Source organism: Delftia sp. SD018, from assembly GCF_017355445.1.
In the GTDB taxonomy this organism is placed as follows: domain Bacteria; phylum Pseudomonadota; class Gammaproteobacteria; order Burkholderiales; family Burkholderiaceae_C; genus Comamonas; species Comamonas acidovorans.
The window spans coordinates 315,209-338,178 of sequence record NZ_JADDRN010000002.1 but is presented as its reverse complement, the minus strand read 5'-3'; the positions used below and the strand labels follow the sequence as shown (position 1 = coordinate 338,178).

Below are 22,970 nucleotides of genomic sequence, written 5' to 3'. Positions count from 1 at the left end.
AAAAAAGCCAGGGCATGCCCTGGCTTTTTTCTTGCAACGCGCGGCACCAGTCCGCGCGGACAAACGTTCTCACCCCAGATTCGGCGCCAGCAACCGGCGCAGTTCCTCGATGTCCATGCCCCGGCGCGCGGCCATGTCGGCGAGCTGGTCCTCGCCGATCTCGCCGACATTGAAGTAGACGGAGTCGGGGTGGCCGATGTAGAAGCCGCTGACGCTGGAGGCCGGGTTCATGGCCAGGCTTTCGGTCAGGGTCATGCCGATCTCGTCGGCCTTGAGCACGGCGAACAGGTCGGTCTTGGCGCTGTGGTCGGGGCAGGCCGGGTAGCCGGGCGCGGGGCGCACGCCCTTGTACTGTTCCTTGATCAGCGCTTCGTTGCTGAGGTCCTCGTCGGGCGCATAGCCCCACAGGTCCTTGCGCACGCGCTGGTGCAGGCATTCGGCGAAGGCCTCGGCCAGGCGGTCGGCCAGGGCCTTGAACATGATGCCGGAGTAGTCGTCCAGCGCGTCCTGGAACTCCTTGTCCTTCTTCTCGGCGCCGATGCCGGCCGTGACGGCGAACAGGCCCGCATAGTCCTGGATGCCCGATTCCTTGGTGGCCACGAAGTCGGACAGGCAGCGGCTGGGGCGCATCACGGGCTGGCCATCCGGGCCTTCCACCATCTGCTTTTCGGTCTGCTGGCGCATGCCGTACCAGGTCATCAGCACCTGGCTGCGGGACTCGTCGGCGTAGAACTCGATGTCATCGCCCACGCGGTTGGCAGGGAACAGGCCGATGGCGCCGTTGGCCTGCAGCCAGCGGCCTTCGATGATTTTCTTGAGCATGGCCTGGCCGTCGGCCAACACCTTGCGCGCCTCGACGCCGACGATCTCGTCGTCGAGGATGGCCGGATAGGGGCCGGCCAGGTCCCAGGTCTGGAAGAACGGGCCCCAGTCGATATATTCGGCGATCTCGGCCAGGTCGAAGTTGCGGAACACGCGCCGGCCCAGGGCGCGCGGCGCCACGGGGGCCTGGGAAAAGTCCACGGGCGTGGCGTTGGCGCGGGCCTTTGCCAGAGGCCACAGCGGTGTCTTCTTCTTGTTGGCGTGCTGGGTGCGGACCTTGTCGTAGTCGGCCTGGATCTCGGCCAGGTAGTTGCCCTTGTTCTCGCCCAGCAGGCTCTGGGCCACGCTGACGCTGCGCGAGGCATCGGGCACGTAGACCACGGGGCCTTCGTACTTGGGCGCGATCTTGACGGCGGTGTGCACGCGCGAGCAGGTGGCGCCGCCGATCAGCAGCGGAATCTTCTTGATGCGGAAGTAGTCGTCCTTGTGCATCTCGCCGGCGACGTATTGCATCTCTTCGAGGCTGGGCGTGATCAGGCCCGACAGGCCGATGATGTCCGCGCCCTCGGCCTTGGCCCGGGCCAGGATCTCATGGCAGGGCACCATCACGCCCATGTTGATGACCTCGAAGTTGTTGCACTGCAGGACCACGGTGACGATGTTCTTGCCGATGTCGTGCACGTCGCCCTTGACGGTGGCGATGACGATCTTGCCCTTGCTGGACACGTCCAGGCCCGCCGCTTCCTGCTGGCGCTTTTCCTCTTCGATGTAGGGCACGAGGTGGGCCACGGCCTGCTTCATCACGCGCGCCGACTTGACCACCTGGGGCAGGAACATCTTGCCGGCGCCGAACAGGTCGCCCACGATGTTCATGCCGTCCATGAGCGGGCCTTCGATCACGTGCAGCGGGCGGCCGCCGCCCTGCACCACGATCTGCTGGTAGGCCTCTTCGGTGTCGACGACGATGAAGTCGGTGATGCCGTGCACCAGGGCGTGCGACAGGCGCTCGCCCACGGTCTTCGGGTTCTCGGGCGTGCCGCGCCATTCGAGCTTCTTGCTGTCGTCCTTGGCGGCGCCCTTGGCCGCGTCGGCAATCTCCAGCAGGCGTTCGGCAGCGTCAGGGCGGCGGTTGAGCACCACGTCTTCCACGCGCTCGCGCAGCTGGGGCTCCAGGTCGTCATAGACGCCGACCATGCCGGCGTTGACGATGCCCATGTCCATGCCCGCCGAGATGGCGTGGTACAGGAAGACGGTGTGGATGGCCTCGCGCACGGGGTCGTTGCCGCGGAAGCTGAAGCTCACGTTGGAGACACCGCCCGAGACCTTGGCGCCGGGCAGGTTGCGCTTGATCCAGCGCACGGCCTCGATGAAGTCCACGGCGTAGTTGTCGTGTTCCTCGATGCCGGTGGCCACGGCGAAGATGTTGGGGTCGAAGACGATGTCCTCGGGCGGGAAGCCCACCTCGTCCACCAGGATGCGGTAGGCGCGCTCGCAGATCTCGATCTTGCGCTGGTAGGTGTCGGCCTGGCCCTTCTCGTCGAAGGCCATGACCACGGCGGCCGCGCCGTAGCGCCTGATCAGCCGGGCCTGGCGCTTGAATTCATCCAGGCCTTCCTTCATGGAGATGGAGTTGACGATGCCTTTGCCCTGCAGGCAACGCAGGCCGGCCTCGATGACTTCCCACTTGGAGCTGTCCACCATGACCGGCACCTTGGCGATGTCGGGCTCGGAGGCGATGAGGTTCAGGAAGCGCACCATGGCGGCCTTGCTGTCGAGCATGGCCTCGTCCATGTTCACGTCGATCACCTGGGCGCCGTTTTCCACCTGCTGGCGTGCCACGGACAGCGCTTCCTCGTACTGCTCGTTGAGGATCATGCGCGCAAAGGCCTTGGAGCCCGTGACGTTGGTGCGCTCGCCCACGTTGACGAACAGCGTGCCCTCGCCGATGGAGACAGGCTCCAGGCCCGACAGACGCATGGGAGGGGGAGTGAAAGAGGACGACATCAAGCTCACCTGCAAAAACGGCATGGCAACAGGTGAGCGTCGTTGGCACCGTGGGCGCGGTCCGGCCGGGAACCTGCACCTGGCCCAAGCCTGACGCGGCCCGCGATCCGGTGTACGGATGGGCGGGTGCCGCGCTGCAACGCTCCTCGGGCCAAAGCCCGGGATTCTACGGCGGCTGGCGGCGGCCTGCAGTGCGGGTTTTACGCCCGCATTCGGGGCAGGCCTGCACAAAGCCATGCGGCACTGCACCAAAGCGCGGCAGCGCGGGCCGCCGGCGCCGCCTTCGGGGCGGATTGTCGATACCCCATCGCCCCGGATTCTTTGCAGTGCCTGAGGACAACGCTCCTTTTTTTGCATCTGGCACGCAATTCGCTATCTGCTGGGTACGTGGTCTGACCAGTCAGGCCAAAACCCTCCACCCGCGCCAGCCCATGCAAAGCATTCCGATCTCGATGGCCCAGACGCTGCAGCAGCACATCCTGAGCGGCCACTATCCCGGCGGCAGCCAGCTGCCGCCGCAGCGCGAGCTGGCCCGGCAGCTGGGCATCAGCCGCGCTTCGCTGCGCGAGGCGCTGTCCATGCTGGAGGCCCTGGGCCTGGTCGAGATCCAGCCGGGCAAGGGCGTGCGCATCAACGGCCCGCACAGCGGCCGTGCACGCATGCACCGCGCCTATGCCACCCCGGCGCTGGGCACGCTGTCGCCGCGCCAGCTGATCGAGCTGCGCCTGGTGCTGGAGCCGGGCTGGGCCGCGCTGGCGGCCGTGCGCGCCGACGACAGCGGCCTGCGCCAGCTGCAATGGACCCAGTCCCAGCTGGCCCACGCCCTGGACCGCAGCGACCTGCTGGCCGCCGCCGACGCCGATCTGCAATTCCACCTGCTGCTGGCCCAGCTGTCGGGCAACCCGGGCCTGGTGGCCATGGCGCGCCAACTGGAGCTGGCCATCAGCCACAGCCTGCGCCTGCCGTTTGCCTGGAGCGGCGCCGACGACCAGCCCGTGCGCGAGCACGACGCCATCGTGCAGGCCGTCTGCGCGGGCGATGCGCCGGGTGCCGCGGGCGCCATGCGCGCCCACCTGCTGTCGGCCGCAAGGCGCAGCGGCATCGATCTCGACACACCGGACGACGCGACGGCGCCCGACGCAACAGCGCCCGATACATCTGCGCCCGACCCTGACCCGCTTTCCTTTCGCCTCACCCCACCTTCCGAAGGAGCTTTCGCATGACTTCCCCCCTGACACCCCGCCGCGCATTCATCCGCACCGCCCTGGCGGCCGCCACCCTGGCCGCTGCCGGCCTGGGCGGCGCAGCCCATGCCGACATGCTGGCCAACATCCAGAAGGCCGGCGTGCTGCGCGTGGCGATTCCGCAGGACTTCCCGCCCTTCGGCTCGCTGGGCACCGACCTGAAGCTGCAGGGCTATGACATCGACATGGCCGCCCTGGTGGCCCAGGAGCTGGGCGTGAAGGTGGAGCTGGTGCCCGTGACCAGCACCAACCGCATCCCCTTCCTGACCACGGGCAAGGCCGACATCGTCATCTCCAGCCTGGGCAAGAACGCCGAGCGCGCCAAGGTGATCGACTTCACCCAGGCCTATGCGCCCTTCCCCAAGAGCGTCTACGGCCCCAAGGACGTGAGCATCAAGGCCCCTGCCGACCTGGCCGGCAAAACCGTAGGCGTGACGCGCGGCTCCACCGAGGACCTGGCCCTCACGCAGGTGGCGCCGGCCTCGGCCACCATCAAGCGCTACGAGGACAACAACGCCACCGCGCAAAGCTATCTGACGGGCCAGGTGCAGCTGGTGACGCTGGGCAACATCGTGGCCAACGCCGTCAACGAGCGCACCAGGCTGCGCCAGCTGGACGTGAAGTTCGCGGTCGAGGACACGCCCTGCTACATCGGCGTGGCCAAGGGCGAGCCGGCGCTGCTGCAGAAGGTGGACGCCATCATCACCAAGCTCAAGGCCGACGGCCGCCTGACCAGCCTGTCCCAGCGCTGGATGAAGATGCCGCTGCCTGCCACCCTGTAACCGCTGCGCCCCTGCTCCCGGAAATCCTTCCATGGCCTATCAATTCGACTTCGGTGCCGTGTTCGACTACAGCGGCCTGCTGGCACAGGGCGCAGGCTTCACGCTGGCGCTGACGGCGGCGGGCGCCGTGCTGGGCGGCGCCATCGGCGTGGCCGGCGGCGTCAGCCGCGCCTGGCGCATTGCGCCGCTGCACTGGCTGTTCAAGGTGTACGTGGAGGGCATACGCAACACGCCCTTCCTGGTGCAGCTGATGTTCGTGTTCTTCGGCCTGCCTTCGCTGGGCGTGCAGATCAATGAATGGCAGGCCTGCCTGCTGACCACGGTGATCAACCTGGGCGCCTACATCACCGAGATCGTGCGCGCCGGCATCCAGGAGACGCCGCGCGGCCAGCTGGAAGCCGCTGGCGCGCTGGGCATGGGCCGCTGGGCGGTCTTCCGCCATGTGGTGCTGCGCCCTGCGCTGCAGCGGGTCTGGCCCTCGCTGAGCAGCCAGATCGTGATCGTGATGCTGGGCACCTCGGTGGTCTCGCAGATCGCCGCCCAGGACCTGACGTTTGCCGCCAACTTCATCCAGTCGCGCAACTTCCGCGCGTTCGAGACCTACCTGGTGGTGACGGCGGCGTACTTCGTGCTGGCCCTGGCGCTGCGGCAGTTGCTGGCCTGGATAGGCCAGCGCTTCGTGGTGGGCCGCCGCACGCCGCGTGCAGCCCGGCGCGCTGCACCTGCAACCACTGCCGGAGACGCCGCATGATTGCCGACATTCCCCTGCTGCCCATCCTGGCCAAGCTGGCCGAGGGCCTGCTGGCCACGCTGGCGCTGTCGCTGCTGGCCTTCGTGCTGGGCGGCGCCACCGGATTGCTGGTGCTGTTCGCCCGCGTGGGCCGCAGCCAGAACCTGCGCCGCCTGGCCAAGGCCTATATCCAGGCCTTCCAGAACACGCCGCTGCTGATGCAGATGTTCATCGTGTTCTTCGGCTCGTCCATGGCCGGCCTGGACATCTCGCCCTGGACGGCGGCCGCCATCGGCCTGACGCTGTACACCAGCGCCTACCTGGCCGAGGTCTGGCGCGGCTGCGTGGAGTCCATCCCCAGCGGCCAGTGGGAAGCCTCCTCCAGCCTGGCCATGGGCTACCTGCAGCAGATGCGCCATGTGGTGCTGCCGCAGGCGCTGCGCCTGTCGATAGCGCCCACGGTCGGCTTCTCGGTGCAGATCATCAAGGGCACGGCCGTGGCCTCGATCATCGGCTTCAGCGAGCTGACCAAGCTCGGCTCCATGCTGGCCAACGCCACCTTCCAGCCCTTCCTCATCTACGGCCTGGTCGCCGCAGGCTACTTCCTGCTGTGCTGGCCCCTGTCCCTCTACGCATCCCATCTGGAGAAGAAACTCTATGCCGCTCGTTGATGTGCGCGCCGTTCACAAGCATTACGGCAACAACCATGTGCTCAAGGGCGTGGACCTGAGCGTGGACAGCGGCCAGGTGGTCGCCATCATCGGCCGCAGCGGCTCGGGCAAGAGCACGCTGCTGCGCTCCATCAACGGGCTGGAGGCCATCCAGTCCGGCCAGATCGTGGTGGACGACGCCGTGCTCAAGGGCTCGGAGGGCAGCGCGCCCTCGCCCGCCCAGCTGCGCGCGCTGCGCCTGAACGTGGGCATGGTGTTCCAGCAGTTCAACCTGTTCCCCCACCTGACGGCGGGCGAGAACGTGGCCCTGTCGCCCACCGTGGTCAAGGGCGTGAAAAAGCCCGAGGCGGCGGCGCTGGCGCGCCAGATGCTGGCCAAGGTCGGCCTGGGCGACAAGTACGACAGCTACCCCGACCAGCTCAGCGGCGGCCAGCAGCAGCGCGTGGCGATTGCACGCGCGCTGGCCATGCAGCCCAAGGTGCTGCTGTGCGACGAGATCACCTCGGCCCTGGACCCGGAGCTGGTCAACGAGGTGCTGGCCGTGGTCAAGCAGCTCGCCGCCGAGGGCATGACGCTGATCATGGTCACGCACGAGATGCGCTTTGCCCGCGACGTGGGCGACCAGCTGGTGTTCATGCACCAGGGCCTGATCCACGAAAGCGGCCCGGCCAAGCAGCTGTTCGCCAGCCCGCAGACGCCGGAGCTGGCCGGCTTCATCGGCGCGGTGCACTGAGCGGTACGGCCAGGCAGGACAAAGGCCCGCGTCGCGGGCCTTTTTTCATGGGTGCGGCGCAGGGGCCGCGGTCAGTGGCTGATCATCCAGGGCCGCTTGGTCGGGAAGGTCTTGGCGCCGTTGGGCGCCGTGACCGTGGAGCCGCGCTTGCTGGCGCCGCTGCAGCAGCCGCAGCCCGAAGGGTGGCGCATGCGCGCGTAGCTGCCCTCGGCCACATCGCGTGAGCGCCTGGGCTCGTGCCGGGCGCGCTCGTTGGTGTCGTGGGCGCGGCGCTGCTCGGGGCTGGTGCAGGCCAGGCGCGGGGCGCTGACGAAGACGCGGGGCGAGGCCGCCTCGCAGCTGGGGCAGGGCGCGGGCTCGTTGCGCTGCGAGAGGCTGCGCAGCGCGTCGAAGCCGCCGCATGCGGTGCAGTGGTAGTCATAGGTGGGCATGGGCGGCCTCTGGCGGATGGTGGATAGCGGGTGTCGTATGCCGGGCTTACTTGTCCTGGGCGATGGGCAGATCCACCCCGCCCGTGATGATCTTCTGTGGACCCTCGGCCGTGGGATTGATGTCGAAGTCGAAGATCTCCGTGGGCAGCCACAGCGTAGCGCAGGCATTGGGCACGTCCACCACGCCGCTGATGTGGCCCTGCACGGGCGCCGTGCCCAGCAGCGAGTAGGCCTGGGCGCCGCTGTAGCCGAATTTCTTCAGGTACTCGATGGCGTTCAGGCAGGCCTGGCGGTAGGCCACGGTCACGTCCAGGTAGTGCTGCTTGCCCTTTTCGTCCACCGAGATGCCTTCGAAGATCAGGTAGTCCTTGTAGTTGGGCGTCATGGGGCTGGGCTTGAAGATGGGGTTCTTGATGCCGTACTTGGCCATGCCGCCCTTGATCAGCGAGACCTTCATGTGCACCCAGCCGGCCATCTCGATGGCGCCGCAGAAGGTGATCTCGCCATCGCCCTGGCTGAAGTGCAGGTCGCCCACGCTCAGGCCCGCGCCGTCCACGTAGACGGGGAAGAACACGCGCGAGCCGCGCGAGAGGTCCTTGATGTCGCAGTTGCCGCCGTGCTCGCGCGGCGGCACGGTGCGTGCGCCTTCGGCGGCGGCCTTGTCGCGCGCCTCGCCCTGCATCTGGCCCATGTGGGCGGTGGTGGCGTTGGGCGGGTTGGCCAGGCCGGGAATGCGGTCGGGGTCGGTGGCGATGAGGCCGGTCTCGCGCTCATTCCAGCTGGCCAGCATCTTGGGGTCGGGCAGGCAGCCGATCAGCCCCGGGTGGATGAGGCCTGCGAAGTTGACGCCGGGAATGTGGCGGCTCTTGGTGAACATGCCGTGGAAGTCCCAGATGGACTTCTGGGCCAGCGGGAAATGCTCGTCCAGGAAGCCGCCGCCGTTTTGCTTGGAGAAAAAGCCGTTGAAGCCCCAGAGGCTGTCGTCGCGCGCGCCGATGTCCAGCAGGTCCACCACCAGCAGGTCGCCGGGCTGCGCGCCCTTCACGCCCACGGGGCCGGACAGGAAGTGGACGGTGGACAGGTCCACGTCGCGCACGTCTTCGGCGCTGTCGTCGTTCTTGATGGCGCCGCCGGTCCAGTCATAGGTCTCCAGCTTGAACTCCGCGCCCGGCTCCACCCAGACCGCCATGGGGATGTCGGGATGCCAGCGGTTGTGCACCTGCGGGTTGTCGTAGGGGGACTGGTTGAGATCGACCTTGATCAGGGTTTCGGCCATGGTGTGCTCCTTGCGATGGCAGTGGGAAAAAACGGATCAGACGGAGAGGTAGGACTTGATGCGCTGTTCATCCGTATCAGCACGGGCCGTCTCATGGACCAGGCGGCCGCCCTCGATGACGAACAGCCGGTCGGCCACATCCATGGCGAAGGAAAGCACCTGCTCGCTGACCACGATGGTGATGCGGCGCAGCTTGCGGATCTCGTTGAGCGCCTTGGCGATGTCCTTGATGATGGAAGGCTGTATGCCCTCGGTGGGCTCGTCCAGCAGCAGCACCTTGGGGTCGGTGACCAGGGCGCGCGCAATGGCCAGCTGCTGCTGCTGCCCGCCCGAAAGGTTGCCGCCCTTGCGCCGGCGCATGTCCCAGAGCACGGGGAACAGGGCGTAAATGTCGTCGGGCACCTGGCGCGTCTTCGCGTTCTCCAGGCCCGTCTGTATGTTCTCTTCCACGGTCAGCGTGGGGAAGATCATGCGGCCCTGGGGCACGTAGGCAATGCCCTTGGCCACGCGCCGGAAGCTCTCGTCCTTCGTGACGTCCTGGCCGGCCACGGTGATCTGGCCGCTCTTGGCGGGCATGACGCCCATCAGGCTTTTGAACAGCGTGGTCTTGCCCATGCCGTTGCGGCCCATGATGGCCACGGTTTCGTTCTCGCGGCCCTCGAAGCTGATGCCGTGCAGCGCCTCGCTCTGGCCATAGGCCACGTACAGATCCTTGACTTGCAGCATGTGAATTCCTTGTGCGTGCCTCAGTGGCCGAGGTAGACGTCGATGACCTTGGGGTCGGCCTGCACCTTGTCCATGGGACCCTCGGCGAGGATCTTTCCCTGGTGCATGACGGTGACCTTGTGCGCGATGCGCGCCACGAACTCCATGTCGTGCTCGATGACGATGACGGAGCGGTTCTTGCAGATGCGCTGCAGCAGCTCGGCCGTCAGCTCGCGCTCGCGGGCGCTCATGCCGGCGATGGGCTCGTCCAGCATCAGCAGCTCGGGCTCCTGCATGAGCAGCATGCCGATCTCCAGCCACTGCTTCTGGCCGTGGCTGAGCAGGCCGGCCTCGGTGTCCAGGCGCTCGTCCAGGCCGATGTCGGCGGCCACGGCCTGCACGCGATCGCGCACCGCCTCCGTGCACTTGAAGGCCAGCGCACCGAAGACCGAGCGGCCTTGCGGGTAGGAGACCTCCAGGTTCTGGAAGACCGACAGGTTCTCGTAGATGGACGGTGTCTGGAACTTGCGCCCGATCCCCAGGCGCACGCGCTTGTGCTCGGCCATGCGCGTGAGTTCCTCGTTCTTGAACTTGATGCTGCCGGCCGTGGCGCGGGTCTTGCCGCAGATCAGGTCCAGCAGCGTGGTCTTGCCCGCGCCGTTGGGACCGATGATGACGCGCAGCTCGTTCTTGTCGATGTACAGGTTCAGCGCGTCGATGGCCTTGAAGCCGTCGAAGGAGACCGTCAGGTCTTCCACGGCCAGCGTGAAGTCGGTATTGCTCATGGTGTGCTCCCGCTGTGGTTCAGGCGCCCTGGCGGCCCATGCCTTCGGACAGGGCGGACGTGGGCTTGGTGGCGGCCGGAGCCGGGGCAGGTGCTGCCTGGGCTCCCTGCGCTGCGCCAGGTGCCGTGCCCTTGCGGCGGCTGTTCCACCAGGGAACGATGCGGCTTTCCCACAGGCCGGCCAGCCCCATCGGGAAGGCCATGGTCACGCCGATGAACAGGCCGGCCATGAGGAACAGCCACAGGTCCGGGAAGCTCTCCGAGAAATAGGTCTTGCCCGCGTTGACCAGCAGCGTGCCGTACACGGCGCCCACCAGGCTCATACGCCCGCCCACGGCGGCGTAGATCACCATTTCGATGGAGGGCACGATGCCCACGAAGCTGGGCGACATGAAGCCCACCTGCAGCGTGAACATGGCGCCGCCTATGCCCGACAGCGCAGCGGCCAGGCAGAACACGAAGACCTTGAAGTTGGCCACGTCGTAGCCGGAAAAGCGCACGCGGTCTTCCTTGTCGCGCATGGCCAGCAGCAGGGTGCCCACCTTGCCGGTCTGAATCCAGCGGCACAGCACGATGGCGCCGATCAGCAGGGCCACGCAGACGTAGTAGAGGATGTACTTGGCGCTGTCCGTGCGCGTGTCCCAGCCCCACAGGGTCTTGAGGTCGGTCATGCCGTTGACGCCGCCCGTGTAGCCCTGCTGGCCGATGATGAGCACGGTGACGATCAGCGCCACGGCCTGCGTGATGATGGCGAAGTACACCCCGCCCACGCGGCGCTTGAACATGGCGAAGCTGATGAGCCAGGCCAGCAGCGTGGGCACGGCGATGACGGCGGCCAGCGAGAACGGCAGGCTCTTGAAGGGCAGCCAGAACGAGGGCAGCTCGGTCAGCTGGTTCCAGTCCATGAAGTCGGGGATGCCGGGCGTGGACTGGATCTTGGTGCTGATGGGGTCGGACGCCTCCAGCTTCAGGAACATGGCCATGGCGTAGCCGCCCAGGCCGAAGAACACGCCCTGGCCCAGGCTGAGCACGCCGCCATAGCCCCAGACCATGACCAGGCCGATGGCGACGAAGGCATAGGTCAGGTACTTGCCGACCAGGTTGAGGCGGAAGATGTCCAGCGCCAGGGGCAGCACCACCGCCAGCAGGACGGTGAGCAGCACCAGGCTGGCGAGCTGGTAGCGCTGTATCCAGGCTTTGAGGGCTTGCATGGAATGACTCCGGTGAACTCAGGGGAAATCGGGGGAACGCGGGGAATTCGTGGACAGGGCCGGCGCGGGGATCAGCGCCGCACCTTGGAAGCGAACAGGCCCTGGGGACGCAGCATCAGGATGAAGACGATCAGCGACAGCGTGATCACCTTGGCCATGGAGCCCGCGAGGAAGAACTCGGTGATGGACTGCGTCTGCGCAATGCCGAAGGCCGAGACCACGGTGCCCAGCAGGCTGGCCGCGCCGCCGAAGGTGACCACCAGGAAGGCGTCCACGATGTACAGCGAGCCCGAGGTGGGGCCGGTGGAGCCGATGGTGGTGAAGGCCGCGCCCGCCACGCCTGCGATGCCGCAGCCGATGGCAAAGGTCAGGCGGTCGGTCTTCTTGGTGTCGATGCCGATGGCGTTGGCCATCACGCGGTTGCTGACCGTGGCACGCACGCGCAGGCCCCAGCGGCTCTTGTGCAGCGCGATCAGCACGCCGGCCGTGACCACCGCGGTCAGCGCCAGCACGAACAGGCCGTTGATGGGAATGTCCAGCCCCTCGGCCGGCGCCCACGAGCCCATCAGCCAGTCAGGCAGGGTGGGGCTGACTTCCTTGGGGCCGATGAAGGTGCGAAAGCACTGCTGCAGCGCCAGGCTCACGCCCCAGGTGGCCAGCAGCGTGTCCAGCGGGCGCTTGTAGAGGTGGCGGATCAGCCCCCACTCCACCAGCCAGCCGGCCGCGAAGGCGAACAGGAAGGCGGCCACGATGGCCAGCGGGAAGTAGTAGGGCATGAACTCGGGCGCGTGCTGCGCCGTGAGCGTGGAGCCCAGGTAGATGGTGTAGGCGCCAATGGTCATGAACTCGCCATGCGCCATGTTGATCACGCCCATCTGGCCAAAGATGATGGCCAGGCCCAGGCCCATCAGCAGCAGCACGGCGAACAGGCTCAGCCCCGCGAAGCCCTGCATCAGGCCGATGTTCATCATGTCGGAAAAACTCATGGTGCTGCTCCTGCGCGCAAGCCAATCGGGAGAGGGGGAAACGGTTCACGCGGCGGCCCGCCCACCAGGCCGCAGGCCGCCACGCATCACCTGCCTGAACGGATCAGGACTTACTGGTAACCCTTGGGGAAGGGATCGGGTTTGATCAATTCCGGAGATTCCGAGACCACCTTGAACGTGCCGTCCGGCTGCCCCACGGCAATGCGCGACTTGCTCCACAGGTGGTGGTTGGCATCCACCTTCACGTAGCCTTCGGGCGCGGTCTTGAGTTCCAGCCCCGGCGATGCGGCCACCACCTTGTCCACGTCGAAGCTCTTGGCCTTTTCCACGGCGGCCTTCCACAGCCAGGGGCCCAGGTAGCCGGCCTGGGTGACGTCGCCGATGACGGCATTGGGGCCGTACTTGGCCTTGAAGGCGGCCACGAACTTCTTGTTGTTCTCGTTGTCCAGCGTCTGGAAGTACTTCATCGAGGAGTAGAAGCCCGTGAAGTTCTCGCCGCCCACGCCGGTCATCTCGTCCTCGGTCACCGACAGCGTGACCAGCAATTGCTTGTCACCCGTGATGCCTGCGGCCTTGAGCGCCTTGTAGAAGGCCACGTTGGAGCCGCCCACCACGGCCACGAAGATGCAGTCCGGCTTTTGCAGCTTGATCTTGTTGACCAGCGAGCCGAAGTTGGTGCTGCCCAGCGGGTAGTACTCCTCGCCGACGACCTTGCCCTTCTGGAAGTTCTCGATGTGCTTGCGCGCGATCTTCATGGAGGTGCGCGGCCAGATGTAGTCCGAGCCGATCAGGAAGAAGGTCTTGGCCTTTTTCTCGGCCTTGGCCCAGTCCAGGCTGTACAGGATCTGCTGCGTGGCTTCCTGGCCCGTGTAGATCACGTTCTTGGACTGCTCCAGGCCTTCGTAGAAGGTGGGGTAGTACAGCAGGCCGTTTTCCTTCTCGAACACGGGCAGCACGGCCTTGCGCGAGGCGCTGGTCCAGCATCCGAAGACGGCGGCGCAGCGGTCGTTGATGAGCAGTTTCTTGGACTTCTCGGCGAAGGTGGGCCAGTCGGAGGCGCCGTCTTCCTTGATCACGCGGATCTTGCGGCCCAGGATGCCGCCCATGGCGTTGATCTGGTCGATGGCCAGTTGCTCGGCCTGGATGGAGCCGGTCTCGGAGATCGCCATGGTGCCCGTGGCCGAGTGCAGCTGGCCCACGACGACCTCGGTGTCGGTCACGGCCAGCTTGGTGGTGTTGACCTGGGCCGTGGGCTGGGCGAAGGACCAAGCCGGCAGCCCGGCCACCGAGGCGGCGCCAAGCGCCTGCAGGACGCGGCGGCGGCCCATTTCCGTGCCGGGGGAACCAGGTGTGCGGGGGTCGGAGGGGTGGCTCATGGTGACTCTCCTGTAAGGATCGGTTGGGTGATCTGCAAGTGGCTGAAAACTGGCGTTGCGGTTACGGCTTGTTTCCGCGCTGGGTCCAAGATTAGGAAGAACCCTTGAAACCGCCCATACGTCAATTGACGTAGCCATCTGCGTACGCACCCCGCGCACCCCTCTTGAAAGCCGCGCCAGCATTGGCCCCGCACGTTTCTTGCTAGACCAGGGAATGCACTCCGCACCCCCGCCCGACAGCTCCGCCAGCACCTCGCCCGCGCCGCAGACCATCTTTCGGTTCCGGCGCGAATACAACGCCTGGGTGGCCGACGAGACCATGGAGGACTACGCGCTGCGCTACACGCCGCGCAGCTTCCGGCGCTGGAGCGAGTTCCGCGTGGCCAACACGGCCTTCGGCTCGCTGTCCTTCCTGGCGCTGGAGGCGATCGGCGGCGCCATTGCGCTGAACTACGGCTTTGCCAACGCCATGTGGGCCATCGTCACCGTGGGGCTGGTGATCTTCCTGACGGGGTTGCCCATCGCCGTCTGCGCCGCGCGCTACGGGCTGGACATGGACCTGCTGACGCGGGGCGCGGGCTTCGGCTACCTGGGCTCGACCATCACCTCGCTGATCTACGCCGTCTTCACCTTCATCTTCTTTGCGCTGGAGGCGGCCATCATGGCGCTGGCCCTGCAGCTGGTGGTGGACTGGCCGCTGCAGTGGTGCTATGCGCTGTCGGCCCTGGTGGTGCTGCCGCTGGCCATGCGCGGCATCACGCTGATCTCGCGCCTGCAGGCCTGGACGCAGCCGCTGTGGCTGTTCCTGCTGGTGCTGCCCTTCGTGTGGATGGCGCTGTCCCAGCCCCAGCTGTACCGCGACTTCGCCAGCCTCACCGGCCTGCGCTCGGGCAGCAGCCAGTTCGATCCGCTGATGTTCGGCGCGGCGGCCGCCGTGATCTTCGCGCTGGTGGTGCAGATCGGCGAGCAGGTGGACTTCCTGCGCTTTCTGCCGCCGCGCACCCGGGCCAACCGCCTGCGCTGGTGGGGCGCGGTGCTGGTGGCCGGACCGGGCTGGGCCGTGATGGGCATGCTCAAGATGGCGGGCGGCGCGTTTCTCGCCTTCGCGGCCATGCAGCTGGAAGGGGTGGACGCCTCGCGCGCGGCCGAGCCCACGCAGATGTTCCTGGTGGGCTTCCAGCAGGTGCTGCAGGCCCTGGGCCTGCCGGGGCTGGCCGTGGCGGTGACCGTGGTCTTCGTGGTCATCTCGCAGGTCAAGATCAACGTGACCAATGCCTACGCGGGGTCGCTTGCCTGGTCCAACTTCTTCGCGCGCATCACGCGCAGCCATCCGGGGCGCGTGGTCTGGATGGTGTTCAACGTGGTCATCGCCACCTTGCTGATGACGCTGGGCGTGTTCGGCGCGCTGGAGAAGGTGCTGACCATCTACAGCAACGTGGCCATCGCCTGGGTGGGTGCGCTGGTGGCCGACCTGGTCATCAACAAGCCGCTGGGACTGAGTCCGCCGGGCATCGAGTTCCGCCGCGCCCATCTGTACGACTTCAATCCCGTGGGTCCGGGCGCCATGCTGCTGGCCGCCGCCGTGGCCTGCTGCGCCTATGCGGGCCTGCTGGGCGAGACGGCGGCCGCTTTCTCGCCCTTCATCGCGCTGGCGCTGTCCATGCTGCTGTCGCCGCTGCTGGCCTGGCTGACGGGCGGGCGCTACTACCTGGCGCGGCCCGCAGGCAACCTGTGGAAGCCCGGCGAGACCGTGCGCTGCGCCGTCTGCCAGAAGCATTTCGAATCCGAGGACATGGCGCACTGCCCCGCCTACGGCGCGCCCATCTGCTCGCTGTGCTGCTCGCTGGAGTCGCGCTGCCATGACCGCTGCAAGACCGGATCGCGCGCGGGCGAGCAGTTGCACGCGCTGGCCTCGGCCCTGCTGCCGCCGCGCTGGGCGACCAAGGTGAACTTCCGCGCGGGCCAGTACCTGGTGGTGATGCTGTCGCTGTGCGCGGTGACGGCCTTCATGGTGGGCGTGGTCTACATGCAGGAAAGCCTGCAGGCAGGCAGCGTCGATGGCGGCGCGCTGCGCATCCCCTTCCTCAAGGTCTTCGCGCTGCTGGCCCTGCTGTGCGCCGTGGCCGCCTGGTGGGTGGTGCTGAGCACGGACAGCCGGCGCATGGCGCAGGACGAGTCCGAGCGCCAGAACCAGCTGCTGCTGCAGGAGATTGCCGCCCACAAGCGCACCGATGCCGAGCTGCAGGCCGCCAAGGACCATGCCGAGCAGGCCAGCCAGGCCAAGACCCGCTATGTGGCGGGCATGACGCACGAGCTGCGCTCGCCGCTCAACAGCCTGCTGGGCTATACGCAGATCCTGCTCAAGAGCCCACAGGTCGATGGCTGGGTGCGCGAGACCCTGTCCACCATGCAGCACAGCGGCCAGCACCTGCGCGCGCTGATCGACGAATCGCTGGAGCTGGCCAGCATCGAGGCCGGCCGCCTGCGCCTGGACCTCGCCCCCCTGCCCCTGCCCGCGCTGATCGACGGCATCGAGGCCATGATGCGGCCCCAGGCACAGGCCAGGGGGCTGCAGTTCTCGGTCGAGACGCTGGGCACCATGCCGCGCTGGGTGCGGGCCGACGCCAAGCGGCTGCGCCAGATCCTGATCAACCTGCTGTCCAACGCCGTGCGCTTCACCCAGCACGGCGAGGTGCGGCTGCGCATGGACTTCAGGCCCCATGTCTCGCGCATCGAGGTCATCGATACCGGCATCGGGATCGAACCGCAGGACATGGAGCGCATCTTCGTGCCCTTCGAGCGCGGCAGCGCGGGGCGGCGCGTCAGCGAGGCGGGCACGGGCCTGGGGCTGACCATCACCCATCTGCTGACCGAGCTGATGGGCGGCCAGCTCACCCTGAGCAGCACGCCCGGCGAGGGCAGCTGCTTCACCGTGCGCCTGTACCTGCCCGAGATGGCGCCCGACGCGTCCTGGGTCCCTCCGGGCGCCGCCGCCACGCTGCACACCGTCATCGGCTATCTGCCGCCCCGGCGCACCCTGCTGGTGGTGGACGACCAGCCGCTGCAGCGCCAGCTGCTGGCCGGCCTGCTGCTGCCGCTGGGCTTCGAGATCCGCGAGGCCGCCAGTGGCCGCGAGTGCCTGGAGATCGTGGAGCAAAGCCTGCCCGACCTGGTGCTGCTGGACATCAGCATGGACGACCTGGACGGCTGGCAGACCGCCGCCCTGCTGCGCGCGCGCTGGGATGCGCAGCAGCTGCCCGTGGTCTTCGTCTCGGCCAACCTGTTCGACAACGACCCGCCGCGCCTGGCCGATGCGCGCTGCCAGGGCTTTGTCGCCAAGCCCGTGACCGAGTCCGAGCTGCTGCAGGTGCTCGAGCGCGTGCTGCGGCTGGAATGGGTGCATGACAACCGCCCGCTGCTGCTGCCGGCGCCGCGTGCAGAGCAGGCAGAGGCCAAGGCAGAGGAGGCGCCGGCAGCCGCCCCCTTCCCGCCCGACCTGCGTGAAGACCTGGCCCGGCTGGCGCGCTCGGGCCAGGCCACCGCCCTGCGCGAGCGCCTGCGCCAGGCGCGCCAGCAGGCGCCCGCGCATGCCGCGCTGCTCGATGCGCTGCAGGCCTGCGCGAACCGCTTCGACTTCGATGCGCTGGCGCGCATGCTGCCGCGGCCCGAGCAAGAGGATGAAGAAGACGAAGAAAGAGAGGAGACCGATGAATGAGAACCCGCAAAGGCCACAGATGACGACCGCCGACAGCAGCAGCCACCCCCCTCACAACGCCCACGTCATCCTTGTGGTGGACGACGCGCTGGACAGCCTGCGCATGCTGTGCGACGCGCTGGCCGCCGAAGGCTACGTGGTGCTCGCCGCCCGCGATGCCGACGAGGCCCTGCAGCGCTTCGCCCTCACCGTGCCCGACGGCGTGCTGCTGGACGCCGTCATGCCCGGCATGGACGGCTTCACGCTGTGCCGCACGCTCAAGGCCACGCCGGCCTGGGCCCATGTGCCCGTGGTGTTCATGACCGGCCTGTCGGACACGGACCAGATCATCCGCGGCTTTGCCAGCGGTGGCGTGGACTACGTGGTCAAGCCGCTGCGCATCCCCGAGGTGCTGGTGCGCCTGGCCACCCATGTGCGCAATGCCCGCGCCACGCGCCAGGCGCAGGAGGCCGTGGACGTGGCGGGGCTGGGCGTGGTGGTGCTCGACGGCCAGGGCCGCGTGGCCTGGCGTTCGCCCCAGGCATCGCGCTGGCTGGAGGAGGCCTTTGCGGACCAGCCCTTCCCGCTGGAGGCGGCCGGGGACTGGCTGGCCGGCGCCCGCCAGCCGGATGAGCACGGCAAAGCGGATCAGGAGGGCCAGCCCGCCCCCCAGGATCTGGCGCTGGCCCTGGCCGATGGCCGCCAGCTGCTGGCGCGCCACATGGGCGCCAGCGGCCTGGGGGAGTCGATGGTGCTGCTCAGCCACGAGGCGCCGCAAACGCCGGCCGCGCGCCGGCTGCAGCAGGTGGCGCTCACCCCGCGCGAGACCGAGGTGCTGTCATGGCTGAGCAAGGGCAAGACCAACCGCGACATCGCCGACATCCTGGGCATGAGCCCGCGCACGGTGAACAAGCACCTGGAGCACATCTTCGAGAAACTCGGCGTGGAGACCCGCACGGCCGCCGCCGCCGTGGCCGGTCAATTGCTGCAGGCCGGCTCGCCCTGAGCACGCGGGGCCACCGCAGCGGGCGCCGAGGCCGAGGCCGGCAGGCCGAACACATGGTCGAAGCACCAGTTGAAGACATAGGTGTAGACCAGGAAGAAGACCAGCAGGCCAGCCTCCATCACCGTGGCCTCCCACAGCGTGACGCCGAACCACCAGGCCATCAGCGGGATCAGCACCATGGCCAGACCGCCCTCGAAGCCCAGAGCGTGCACCACGCGGCGCATCACCGAGCGGCCCTTGACGCTCTGGCGCGCCTCCCATTGCTCGAACAGGTGGTTGAAGGTCAGGTTCCAGACGATGGCCAGCGTGGAGGCGGCAATCGCCATGCCGCCCGAATGCCCGGCGCTCTGGCCGATGGCCATGAACAGCAGGCTGGAGGCCGCGATGGCGATCAGTTCATACAGGGTCACGAAGACCACTTTGCGCTTGGGCCCCTGGAGGCCCTTTTTGTGTGTCTGCAAGGTCATAGGGGGCGCAGTTTATTTGTCTGGAATTGAACGTTAAAGTCAGATTCTTTCAATAAAACTGACAGGTTCCCGCCATGTCCTTTCCCGCTGACCAGGTGCCGCTGTTCCTTGCCGTGCTGGACCACGGTTCGTTTTCCGCCGCCGCACGCCGGCTGGGGCGGGTGCCCTCGGCCGTGAGCATGGCCATCGCCCAGTTGGAGGCAGAGCTGGACCTGCAGCTGTTCGACCGCAGCGGCCGCGAGCCCCGGCCCACGGCGGCGGCGCGCGCACTGGAGCCCCAGGCCCGGCTGCTGGCCGCCCAGCTGCAGCAGCTCAACCACCAGGCGCTGGCCCTGCACCAGGGACTGGAGGAGCGGCTGACCCTGGTGATCGCGCCCGAGCTGCTGTCCACGGCCTGGGCCGCGCCGCTGCAGCCGCTGGTCGAGGAATTCCCGGGGCTGGAGGTGGAGGTGCTGGTGGCCGCCCAGGTCGATGCGCTCAAGGAACTGCATTCGGGCCGCGCGCATCTGGCCCTGGTCTTCGAGCGCCCTGCCATCGACGGCCGCGAGGATTTCCAGGAGATGGGCCAGGAAACCATGGTCGCCGTGATGGCGGCCAGGCACCCGCTGGCCCGGCAACTGGGCGTGGACGGGCAGCAGCGCCTGGACGTGGGCCAACTGGCCGGCGCACGCCAGATCCTGCTGGCCAGCCGCGACCTGGCCCATACCGATCCGCGTTTCGTGATCTCGCACCAGCTGTGGCGCACGGACAGCCATCTGGCGGCCCTGTCGCTGGTCTCGGCCGGCCTGGGCTGGGGGTGGCTGCCCTTCAGCGTCGCCGAGCCCCTGCTGCAAACGGGCGCGCTGCTGCGCATTCCGCTGTGCAACATCAGCAACGGCACCCAGCTGTTCGTGGACTGGGTGTGGTCCAAGGAGCGCCCGCTGGGGCTGGCGGCGCGGCGGTTCGTGGAGCAGCTGCAGGTGCCGGTGCGGCTGGAGCCGGACAGCGATGGGGATCGCATCGGGTAGCATCTCTCGCCATATCGGACCAAAAATCCACATCTCCAGCAGCAGGTCACACAAGAGGAAGGGAAAACATGTTCTTTGATCATCAGCACAGCAAAACCGCCATCGCACTGGCTTTGGGCGCCGTCCTGGCCGGTTGCGGCGGCGGTGGAGGCGGCGGGCCGTCCGGCCCGTCTTCCCAGTTGACGGCCGCCTGCTCGGGCACGGCCTGCGGCGCGGCCAATGCCACCACCTATTCAGGCCAGGGCGTGGGCGTCTGGAGCTACACCAACACCACGCAGGCCGAGCAGCAGATTCCTGTGGCGCTGACCAACCTGGGCAGCAAGCAGGTCACGCTGATCTACACCAACAACGGCGACGCCAGCGTGCCCATGCCCGCCCTGACGCTGACTCCGCCTGCGGCGACCACCGCCACGGCCCAGAAAAGCCTCAGCGCCGCATCCGCAACGGTCAACCAGATTCCCGAGCGCATCCGCAACTTCAAGCCCCGCCTGACGGCAGCGGACACGCAGGCGCGGCAATCCATCAAGCCGCAGGCAGCGGCGATCCTGCCCGTGGGCAGCCAGCGCAGCTGGTTCGTCCAACCCGGCGACTCCCGCATCGAAACCCGCCAGGCCACGCTCAGGCGCCAGGCCAGCGTGCCCACGCCCACCGGCACCCGCACCATCAACGTCTGGCTGGAAGACAGCGAGTACGACGCGGCCAAGGTCAGCGATGCCATGCTCGACACGCTGGTCCAGCGATTCACCAGCGGCTCCGACGCGGTCTACCCCCTGATCACCGGACTGTCTGGCGAACCCTGGGGAGCACACTCCTACGGCGACCTCATCGACCCCGACCAGCCCCTGGACATCGTGTTCGTGAATTTCGTGCCGGACCGCACTCCGTACGGTCTGCTGGGCTATTTCTGGTCGCTGAACAACTTCAAGGCGGACCCTGCAGATCCCGATGTCAAGTACAGCAACCAATCGCTGTCGTTCTACATGGATACGGAAACGCTGTACCTGGATCCTGCTGCCGGCATGACCAACCAGATCAGCACGCTGTCCCATGAGTTCGTCCACATGACGAACTTCTACCGCCGCAGCGTCCAGCTGTCCAAGCCGGGAACCGACTACGCGTTCGACACCTTCCTGGAGGAAATGAGCGCCATGATGGGCGAAGACATCGTGGCCCAGCGTGTCACGCCCGGCTTCAACTCCATCGCCAGCGGACGCGTCCCCTCCTGGCTGTCCCGCTCGGGCTTCAACTGCGATCCGGCCGCCTGGAGCGCCGACACCGCCGCGCCCTGCTTCGGCTACGACGTCAACGGCAGCCTGGGCGCCTATCTGGTGCGCCAGTACGGCGTGGGCTTCTACAAGCAGCTGCTGAGCAACACCACGTCCACCGATTCGCTGCAGGTCCTGGGCAATGCCATCCAGCAGGCCGGCGGTCCCACGCTGCCCGTTGCCGTCCAGCGCTGGGGCGCGAACATCGCCCTGCTGCCCGCAGACAGCCCCAGCGGCTTTGGCTGGCCTGCGCGCACGGAGCAGGGCTTCACCCTGGCGGCGATCAACGGCAGCAGCCTGGCTTCTTCCCGGGTCCTGCCCACCACGGTGCCGGTGAACCTCAATGCGCGCGGCCATTTCCCCTTCCTGCGTCAGCCTGATGCGCAAGGCACCTACCAGGAACAGCTGCGTGTTCCGGCAGGCAGCACGCTGACAGCCGTCGTACGCTGAACGCCATGAACCACGCACACCCGACTGCCTCCGCCCGCGGCCTGCGCCGCAGTCTGCCGCTGCTGCTGGCCAGCGGCCTGGCCCTGCTGAGCGCCTGCTCGGCCCCGGCTTCGCCCGCCGCCAGCGCGGCTGCGCCAGCCTCGGGCGCGGCGGCCGAACCGGGCCAGCCCCTGACCCTGCAAGGCCGTCTGGTGCTGCGTGGCAATGCGCCCCATGAGCAGCCCGTGCTGCAGACTGCCTCCGGCGAGACTTGGCAGCTCAAGGGCCTGAGCGCCGAGCAGGTCACGCAGTGGCAGCGGCAGAACGTGGAGGTCCGGGGCCAGCCCGGCCCCAGGCCCGCCGCTGGCGCCGCGCCTTCGATGGCGCCGCCGCAACTGCAGGTGCAATCCATTCGCGCCCAGCCCTGACCCTCCCCGCTCACCCACCGCTCAAGCCATGGACGCCTTCAACCCTTTCTCCAGCCGCGATGCGGCCGTGCAAAAGCTCTGGGAGCAGTGGCAACCGCGCTCCGCCAAGTCCGACAAGGACAAGCCGATTGCCCTGGCCGACTTCGACCCCGGCGCCAAGCCCTTTTCCAACGGCAACGGCAAGACCGAGGACAAGGCCGCCGTCGAGGCCCTGGCCGAAGAGATCGACGCGCTGCAGAACCTGCTGTACGCCGACCGCCGCTACAAGCTGCTGGTCGTGCTGCAGGGCACGGACACGGCGGGCAAGGACGGCACCATCCGTGGCGTCTTCGGCCGCACCAGCGCCCTGGGCATGAACGCCGTGGGCTGGAAGGCGCCAACCGATGCAGAGCGCGCGCACGACTACCTGTGGCGCATCCACCAGCGCGTGCCGGGCGCAGGCGAGATCACGGTCTTCAACCGCAGCCACTATGAGGATGTGCTGGTGCCCGTGGTCAACGGCTGGATCACGCCCGAGCAGCAGCGCCAGCGCTTTGCCCACATCAACGACTTCGAGCGCATGCTCAGCGAGACGGGCACCGTGGTCGTCAAGTTCCTGCTGCACATCAGCGCCGACGAGCAGCGCGCGCGCCTGCAGGAGCGCCTGGACGACCCGGCCAAGCACTGGAAGTTCGACGAGAACGACATGAAGGTGCGCACGCAGTGGAAGGACTACCAGCAGGCCTACGGCCAGTTGCTGGGCGCCACGCACACGCCCTGGGCGCCCTGGACCATCGTGCCCGCAGATTCCAAGACGCACCGCAACCTCATGATCGCCACCTTGCTGCGCGAGGTGATGCGCAACCTGGACCTGCGCTTTCCGCCCGGCGATCCGGCCCTCAAGGACTACAAGATCACCTGATCACTCGATGGCCTGCCT

At 67.6% G+C, this 22,970-nt stretch carries 20 protein-coding genes and 1 riboswitch; of the genes, 11 read left to right on the top strand and 9 right to left on the bottom strand.

Going from position 1 to position 22,970, the window contains the following annotated elements:
• Positions 1–69: 69 nt before the first annotated feature.
• Positions 70–2,799, bottom strand: a complete 2,730-nt coding sequence (gene metH, locus INR38_RS04540; protein WP_242698953.1) for a methionine synthase — start codon at positions 2,797–2,799, stop codon at positions 70–72.
• Positions 2,800–2,853: 54 nt separating this feature from the next.
• Positions 2,854–2,980: riboswitch (S-adenosyl-L-homocysteine riboswitch) on the bottom strand.
• Between the two features lie 277 nt (positions 2,981–3,257).
• Between metH and INR38_RS04535 the strand changes: the two genes are divergently transcribed.
• Genes INR38_RS04535 through INR38_RS04515 form a run of 5 tightly spaced genes read left to right on the top strand, consistent with a single transcriptional unit; the run spans position 3,258 to position 6,986 of the window.
• Entirely contained in the window at positions 3,258–4,049 is a 792-nt protein-coding gene (locus INR38_RS04535; RefSeq protein ID WP_207442898.1) for a FadR/GntR family transcriptional regulator, read from the top strand.
• Positions 4,046–4,852 (top strand): transporter substrate-binding domain-containing protein, encoded by an 807-nt coding sequence (locus INR38_RS04530; protein WP_063327764.1) that lies wholly within the window; start codon positions 4,046–4,048, stop codon positions 4,850–4,852. Before INR38_RS04535 ends, INR38_RS04530 begins: the two co-directional genes overlap by 4 nt.
• Positions 4,853–4,883: 31 nt before the next feature.
• Positions 4,884–5,603: an amino acid ABC transporter permease gene (locus tag INR38_RS04525; protein ID WP_207442899.1), complete on the top strand. Its 720-nt coding sequence runs from the start codon at positions 4,884–4,886 to the stop codon at positions 5,601–5,603.
• A complete protein-coding gene (locus tag INR38_RS04520; protein ID WP_012202167.1) occupies positions 5,600–6,253 on the top strand; it encodes an amino acid ABC transporter permease in 654 nt (217 codons plus the stop codon). Before INR38_RS04525 ends, INR38_RS04520 begins: the two co-directional genes overlap by 4 nt.
• Entirely contained in the window at positions 6,240–6,986 is a 747-nt protein-coding gene (locus tag INR38_RS04515; protein ID WP_016448706.1) for an amino acid ABC transporter ATP-binding protein, read from the top strand. Before INR38_RS04520 ends, INR38_RS04515 begins: the two co-directional genes overlap by 14 nt.
• Before the next feature lie 71 nt (positions 6,987–7,057).
• Here the strand turns inward: INR38_RS04515 and INR38_RS04510 are convergent, their stop codons facing one another.
• The 7 genes from INR38_RS04510 to urtA all read right to left on the bottom strand — a co-directional run bounded on the left by INR38_RS04510 (position 7,058) and on the right by urtA (position 13,755).
• A complete protein-coding gene (locus INR38_RS04510) occupies positions 7,058–7,417 on the bottom strand; it encodes a zinc ribbon domain-containing protein (RefSeq protein WP_012202165.1) in 360 nt (119 codons plus the stop codon).
• 46 nt (positions 7,418–7,463) lie between these two features.
• Complete coding sequence (fmdA, locus tag INR38_RS04505; protein ID WP_013800108.1) at positions 7,464–8,693, bottom strand: formamidase; 1,230 nt, start codon at positions 8,691–8,693, stop codon at positions 7,464–7,466.
• A 36-nt stretch (positions 8,694–8,729) separates the two neighbouring features.
• Positions 8,730–9,419 (bottom strand): urea ABC transporter ATP-binding subunit UrtE, encoded by a 690-nt coding sequence (urtE, locus tag INR38_RS04500; protein ID WP_012202163.1) that lies wholly within the window; start codon positions 9,417–9,419, stop codon positions 8,730–8,732.
• Positions 9,420–9,439: 20 nt separating this feature from the next.
• Positions 9,440–10,183: an urea ABC transporter ATP-binding protein UrtD gene (gene urtD / locus INR38_RS04495; protein WP_012202162.1), complete on the bottom strand. Its 744-nt coding sequence runs from the start codon at positions 10,181–10,183 to the stop codon at positions 9,440–9,442.
• A 19-nt stretch (positions 10,184–10,202) separates the two neighbouring features.
• Positions 10,203–11,393 carry an urea ABC transporter permease subunit UrtC gene (gene urtC, locus INR38_RS04490; protein ID WP_180318525.1) on the bottom strand — a complete coding sequence of 397 codons (1,191 nt, stop codon included), beginning with the start codon at positions 11,391–11,393 and terminating at the stop codon, positions 10,203–10,205.
• A 71-nt stretch (positions 11,394–11,464) separates the two neighbouring features.
• A complete protein-coding gene (urtB, locus tag INR38_RS04485) occupies positions 11,465–12,379 on the bottom strand; it encodes an urea ABC transporter permease subunit UrtB (RefSeq protein WP_013800106.1) in 915 nt (304 codons plus the stop codon).
• 110 nt (positions 12,380–12,489) lie between these two features.
• Positions 12,490–13,755, bottom strand: coding sequence for an urea ABC transporter substrate-binding protein (gene urtA / locus INR38_RS04480; protein WP_012202159.1), 1,266 nt, complete (start codon positions 13,753–13,755; stop codon positions 12,490–12,492).
• Positions 13,756–13,969: 214 nt separating this feature from the next.
• On the opposite strand from urtA, the gene INR38_RS04475 reads away from it, so the two are divergent.
• Together INR38_RS04475 and INR38_RS04470 are read left to right on the top strand one after the other, a co-directional pair.
• Positions 13,970–17,470, top strand: a complete 3,501-nt coding sequence (locus INR38_RS04475) for an ATP-binding protein (protein ID WP_207442900.1) — start codon at positions 13,970–13,972, stop codon at positions 17,468–17,470.
• Between the two features lie 19 nt (positions 17,471–17,489).
• Positions 17,490–18,455, top strand: a complete 966-nt coding sequence (locus INR38_RS04470) for a response regulator (protein WP_207442901.1) — start codon at positions 17,490–17,492, stop codon at positions 18,453–18,455.
• On the opposite strand, the gene INR38_RS04465 is transcribed toward INR38_RS04470, so the two are convergent.
• Positions 18,428–18,922, bottom strand: a complete 495-nt coding sequence (locus tag INR38_RS04465; RefSeq protein ID WP_180318523.1) for a PACE efflux transporter — start codon at positions 18,920–18,922, stop codon at positions 18,428–18,430. The two genes, INR38_RS04470 and INR38_RS04465, sit on opposite strands and share 28 nt — an antisense overlap.
• 74 nt (positions 18,923–18,996) lie before the next feature.
• Between INR38_RS04465 and INR38_RS04460 the strand changes: the two genes are divergently transcribed.
• From INR38_RS04460 to INR38_RS04445, 4 genes are all read left to right on the top strand, one after another.
• Positions 18,997–19,929, top strand: coding sequence for a LysR family transcriptional regulator (locus INR38_RS04460; RefSeq protein ID WP_207442902.1), 933 nt, complete (start codon positions 18,997–18,999; stop codon positions 19,927–19,929).
• A 68-nt stretch (positions 19,930–19,997) separates the two neighbouring features.
• Positions 19,998–21,644 (top strand): hemagglutinin, encoded by a 1,647-nt coding sequence (locus INR38_RS04455; RefSeq protein WP_207442903.1) that lies wholly within the window; start codon positions 19,998–20,000, stop codon positions 21,642–21,644.
• Positions 21,645–21,649: 5 nt separating this feature from the next.
• Positions 21,650–22,051 (top strand): hypothetical protein, encoded by a 402-nt coding sequence (locus tag INR38_RS04450; protein ID WP_013800101.1) that lies wholly within the window; start codon positions 21,650–21,652, stop codon positions 22,049–22,051.
• A 28-nt stretch (positions 22,052–22,079) separates the two neighbouring features.
• Positions 22,080–22,952, top strand: coding sequence for a phosphate--nucleotide phosphotransferase (locus tag INR38_RS04445; RefSeq protein ID WP_043823254.1), 873 nt, complete (start codon positions 22,080–22,082; stop codon positions 22,950–22,952).
• The last annotated feature ends 18 nt before the right edge of the window (positions 22,953–22,970 follow it).

What these genes read in the sequence shown, in the direction of transcription:
- urtC (WP_180318525.1), bottom strand. Translation starts at nt 11,393, where the DNA reads ATGCAAGCCCTCAAAGCCTGGATACAGCGCTACCAGCTCGCCAGCCTG.
- INR38_RS04510 (WP_012202165.1), bottom strand. Translation starts at nt 7,417, where the DNA reads ATGCCCACCTATGACTACCACTGCACCGCATGCGGCGGCTTCGACGCG.
- INR38_RS04465 (WP_180318523.1), bottom strand. Translation starts at nt 18,922, where the DNA reads ATGACCTTGCAGACACACAAAAAGGGCCTCCAGGGGCCCAAGCGCAAA.
- INR38_RS04470 (WP_207442901.1), top strand. Translation starts at nt 17,490, where the DNA reads ATGACGACCGCCGACAGCAGCAGCCACCCCCCTCACAACGCCCACGTC.
- INR38_RS04455 (WP_207442903.1), top strand. Translation starts at nt 19,998, where the DNA reads ATGTTCTTTGATCATCAGCACAGCAAAACCGCCATCGCACTGGCTTTG.
- metH (WP_242698953.1), bottom strand. Translation starts at nt 2,799, where the DNA reads ATGCGTCTGTCGGGCCTGGAGCCTGTCTCCATCGGCGAGGGCACGCTG.
- urtD (WP_012202162.1), bottom strand. Translation starts at nt 10,183, where the DNA reads ATGAGCAATACCGACTTCACGCTGGCCGTGGAAGACCTGACGGTCTCC.
- INR38_RS04525 (WP_207442899.1), top strand. Translation starts at nt 4,884, where the DNA reads ATGGCCTATCAATTCGACTTCGGTGCCGTGTTCGACTACAGCGGCCTG.
- urtA (WP_012202159.1), bottom strand. Translation starts at nt 13,755, where the DNA reads ATGAGCCACCCCTCCGACCCCCGCACACCTGGTTCCCCCGGCACGGAA.
- fmdA (WP_013800108.1), bottom strand. Translation starts at nt 8,693, where the DNA reads ATGGCCGAAACCCTGATCAAGGTCGATCTCAACCAGTCCCCCTACGAC.
- INR38_RS04535 (WP_207442898.1), top strand. Translation starts at nt 3,258, where the DNA reads ATGCAAAGCATTCCGATCTCGATGGCCCAGACGCTGCAGCAGCACATC.
- INR38_RS04515 (WP_016448706.1), top strand. Translation starts at nt 6,240, where the DNA reads ATGCCGCTCGTTGATGTGCGCGCCGTTCACAAGCATTACGGCAACAAC.
- INR38_RS04460 (WP_207442902.1), top strand. Translation starts at nt 18,997, where the DNA reads ATGTCCTTTCCCGCTGACCAGGTGCCGCTGTTCCTTGCCGTGCTGGAC.
- INR38_RS04475 (WP_207442900.1), top strand. Translation starts at nt 13,970, where the DNA reads ATGCACTCCGCACCCCCGCCCGACAGCTCCGCCAGCACCTCGCCCGCG.
- INR38_RS04520 (WP_012202167.1), top strand. Translation starts at nt 5,600, where the DNA reads ATGATTGCCGACATTCCCCTGCTGCCCATCCTGGCCAAGCTGGCCGAG.
- INR38_RS04445 (WP_043823254.1), top strand. Translation starts at nt 22,080, where the DNA reads ATGGACGCCTTCAACCCTTTCTCCAGCCGCGATGCGGCCGTGCAAAAG.
- urtE (WP_012202163.1), bottom strand. Translation starts at nt 9,419, where the DNA reads ATGCTGCAAGTCAAGGATCTGTACGTGGCCTATGGCCAGAGCGAGGCG.
- INR38_RS04530 (WP_063327764.1), top strand. Translation starts at nt 4,046, where the DNA reads ATGACTTCCCCCCTGACACCCCGCCGCGCATTCATCCGCACCGCCCTG.
- INR38_RS04450 (WP_013800101.1), top strand. Translation starts at nt 21,650, where the DNA reads ATGAACCACGCACACCCGACTGCCTCCGCCCGCGGCCTGCGCCGCAGT.
- urtB (WP_013800106.1), bottom strand. Translation starts at nt 12,379, where the DNA reads ATGAGTTTTTCCGACATGATGAACATCGGCCTGATGCAGGGCTTCGCG.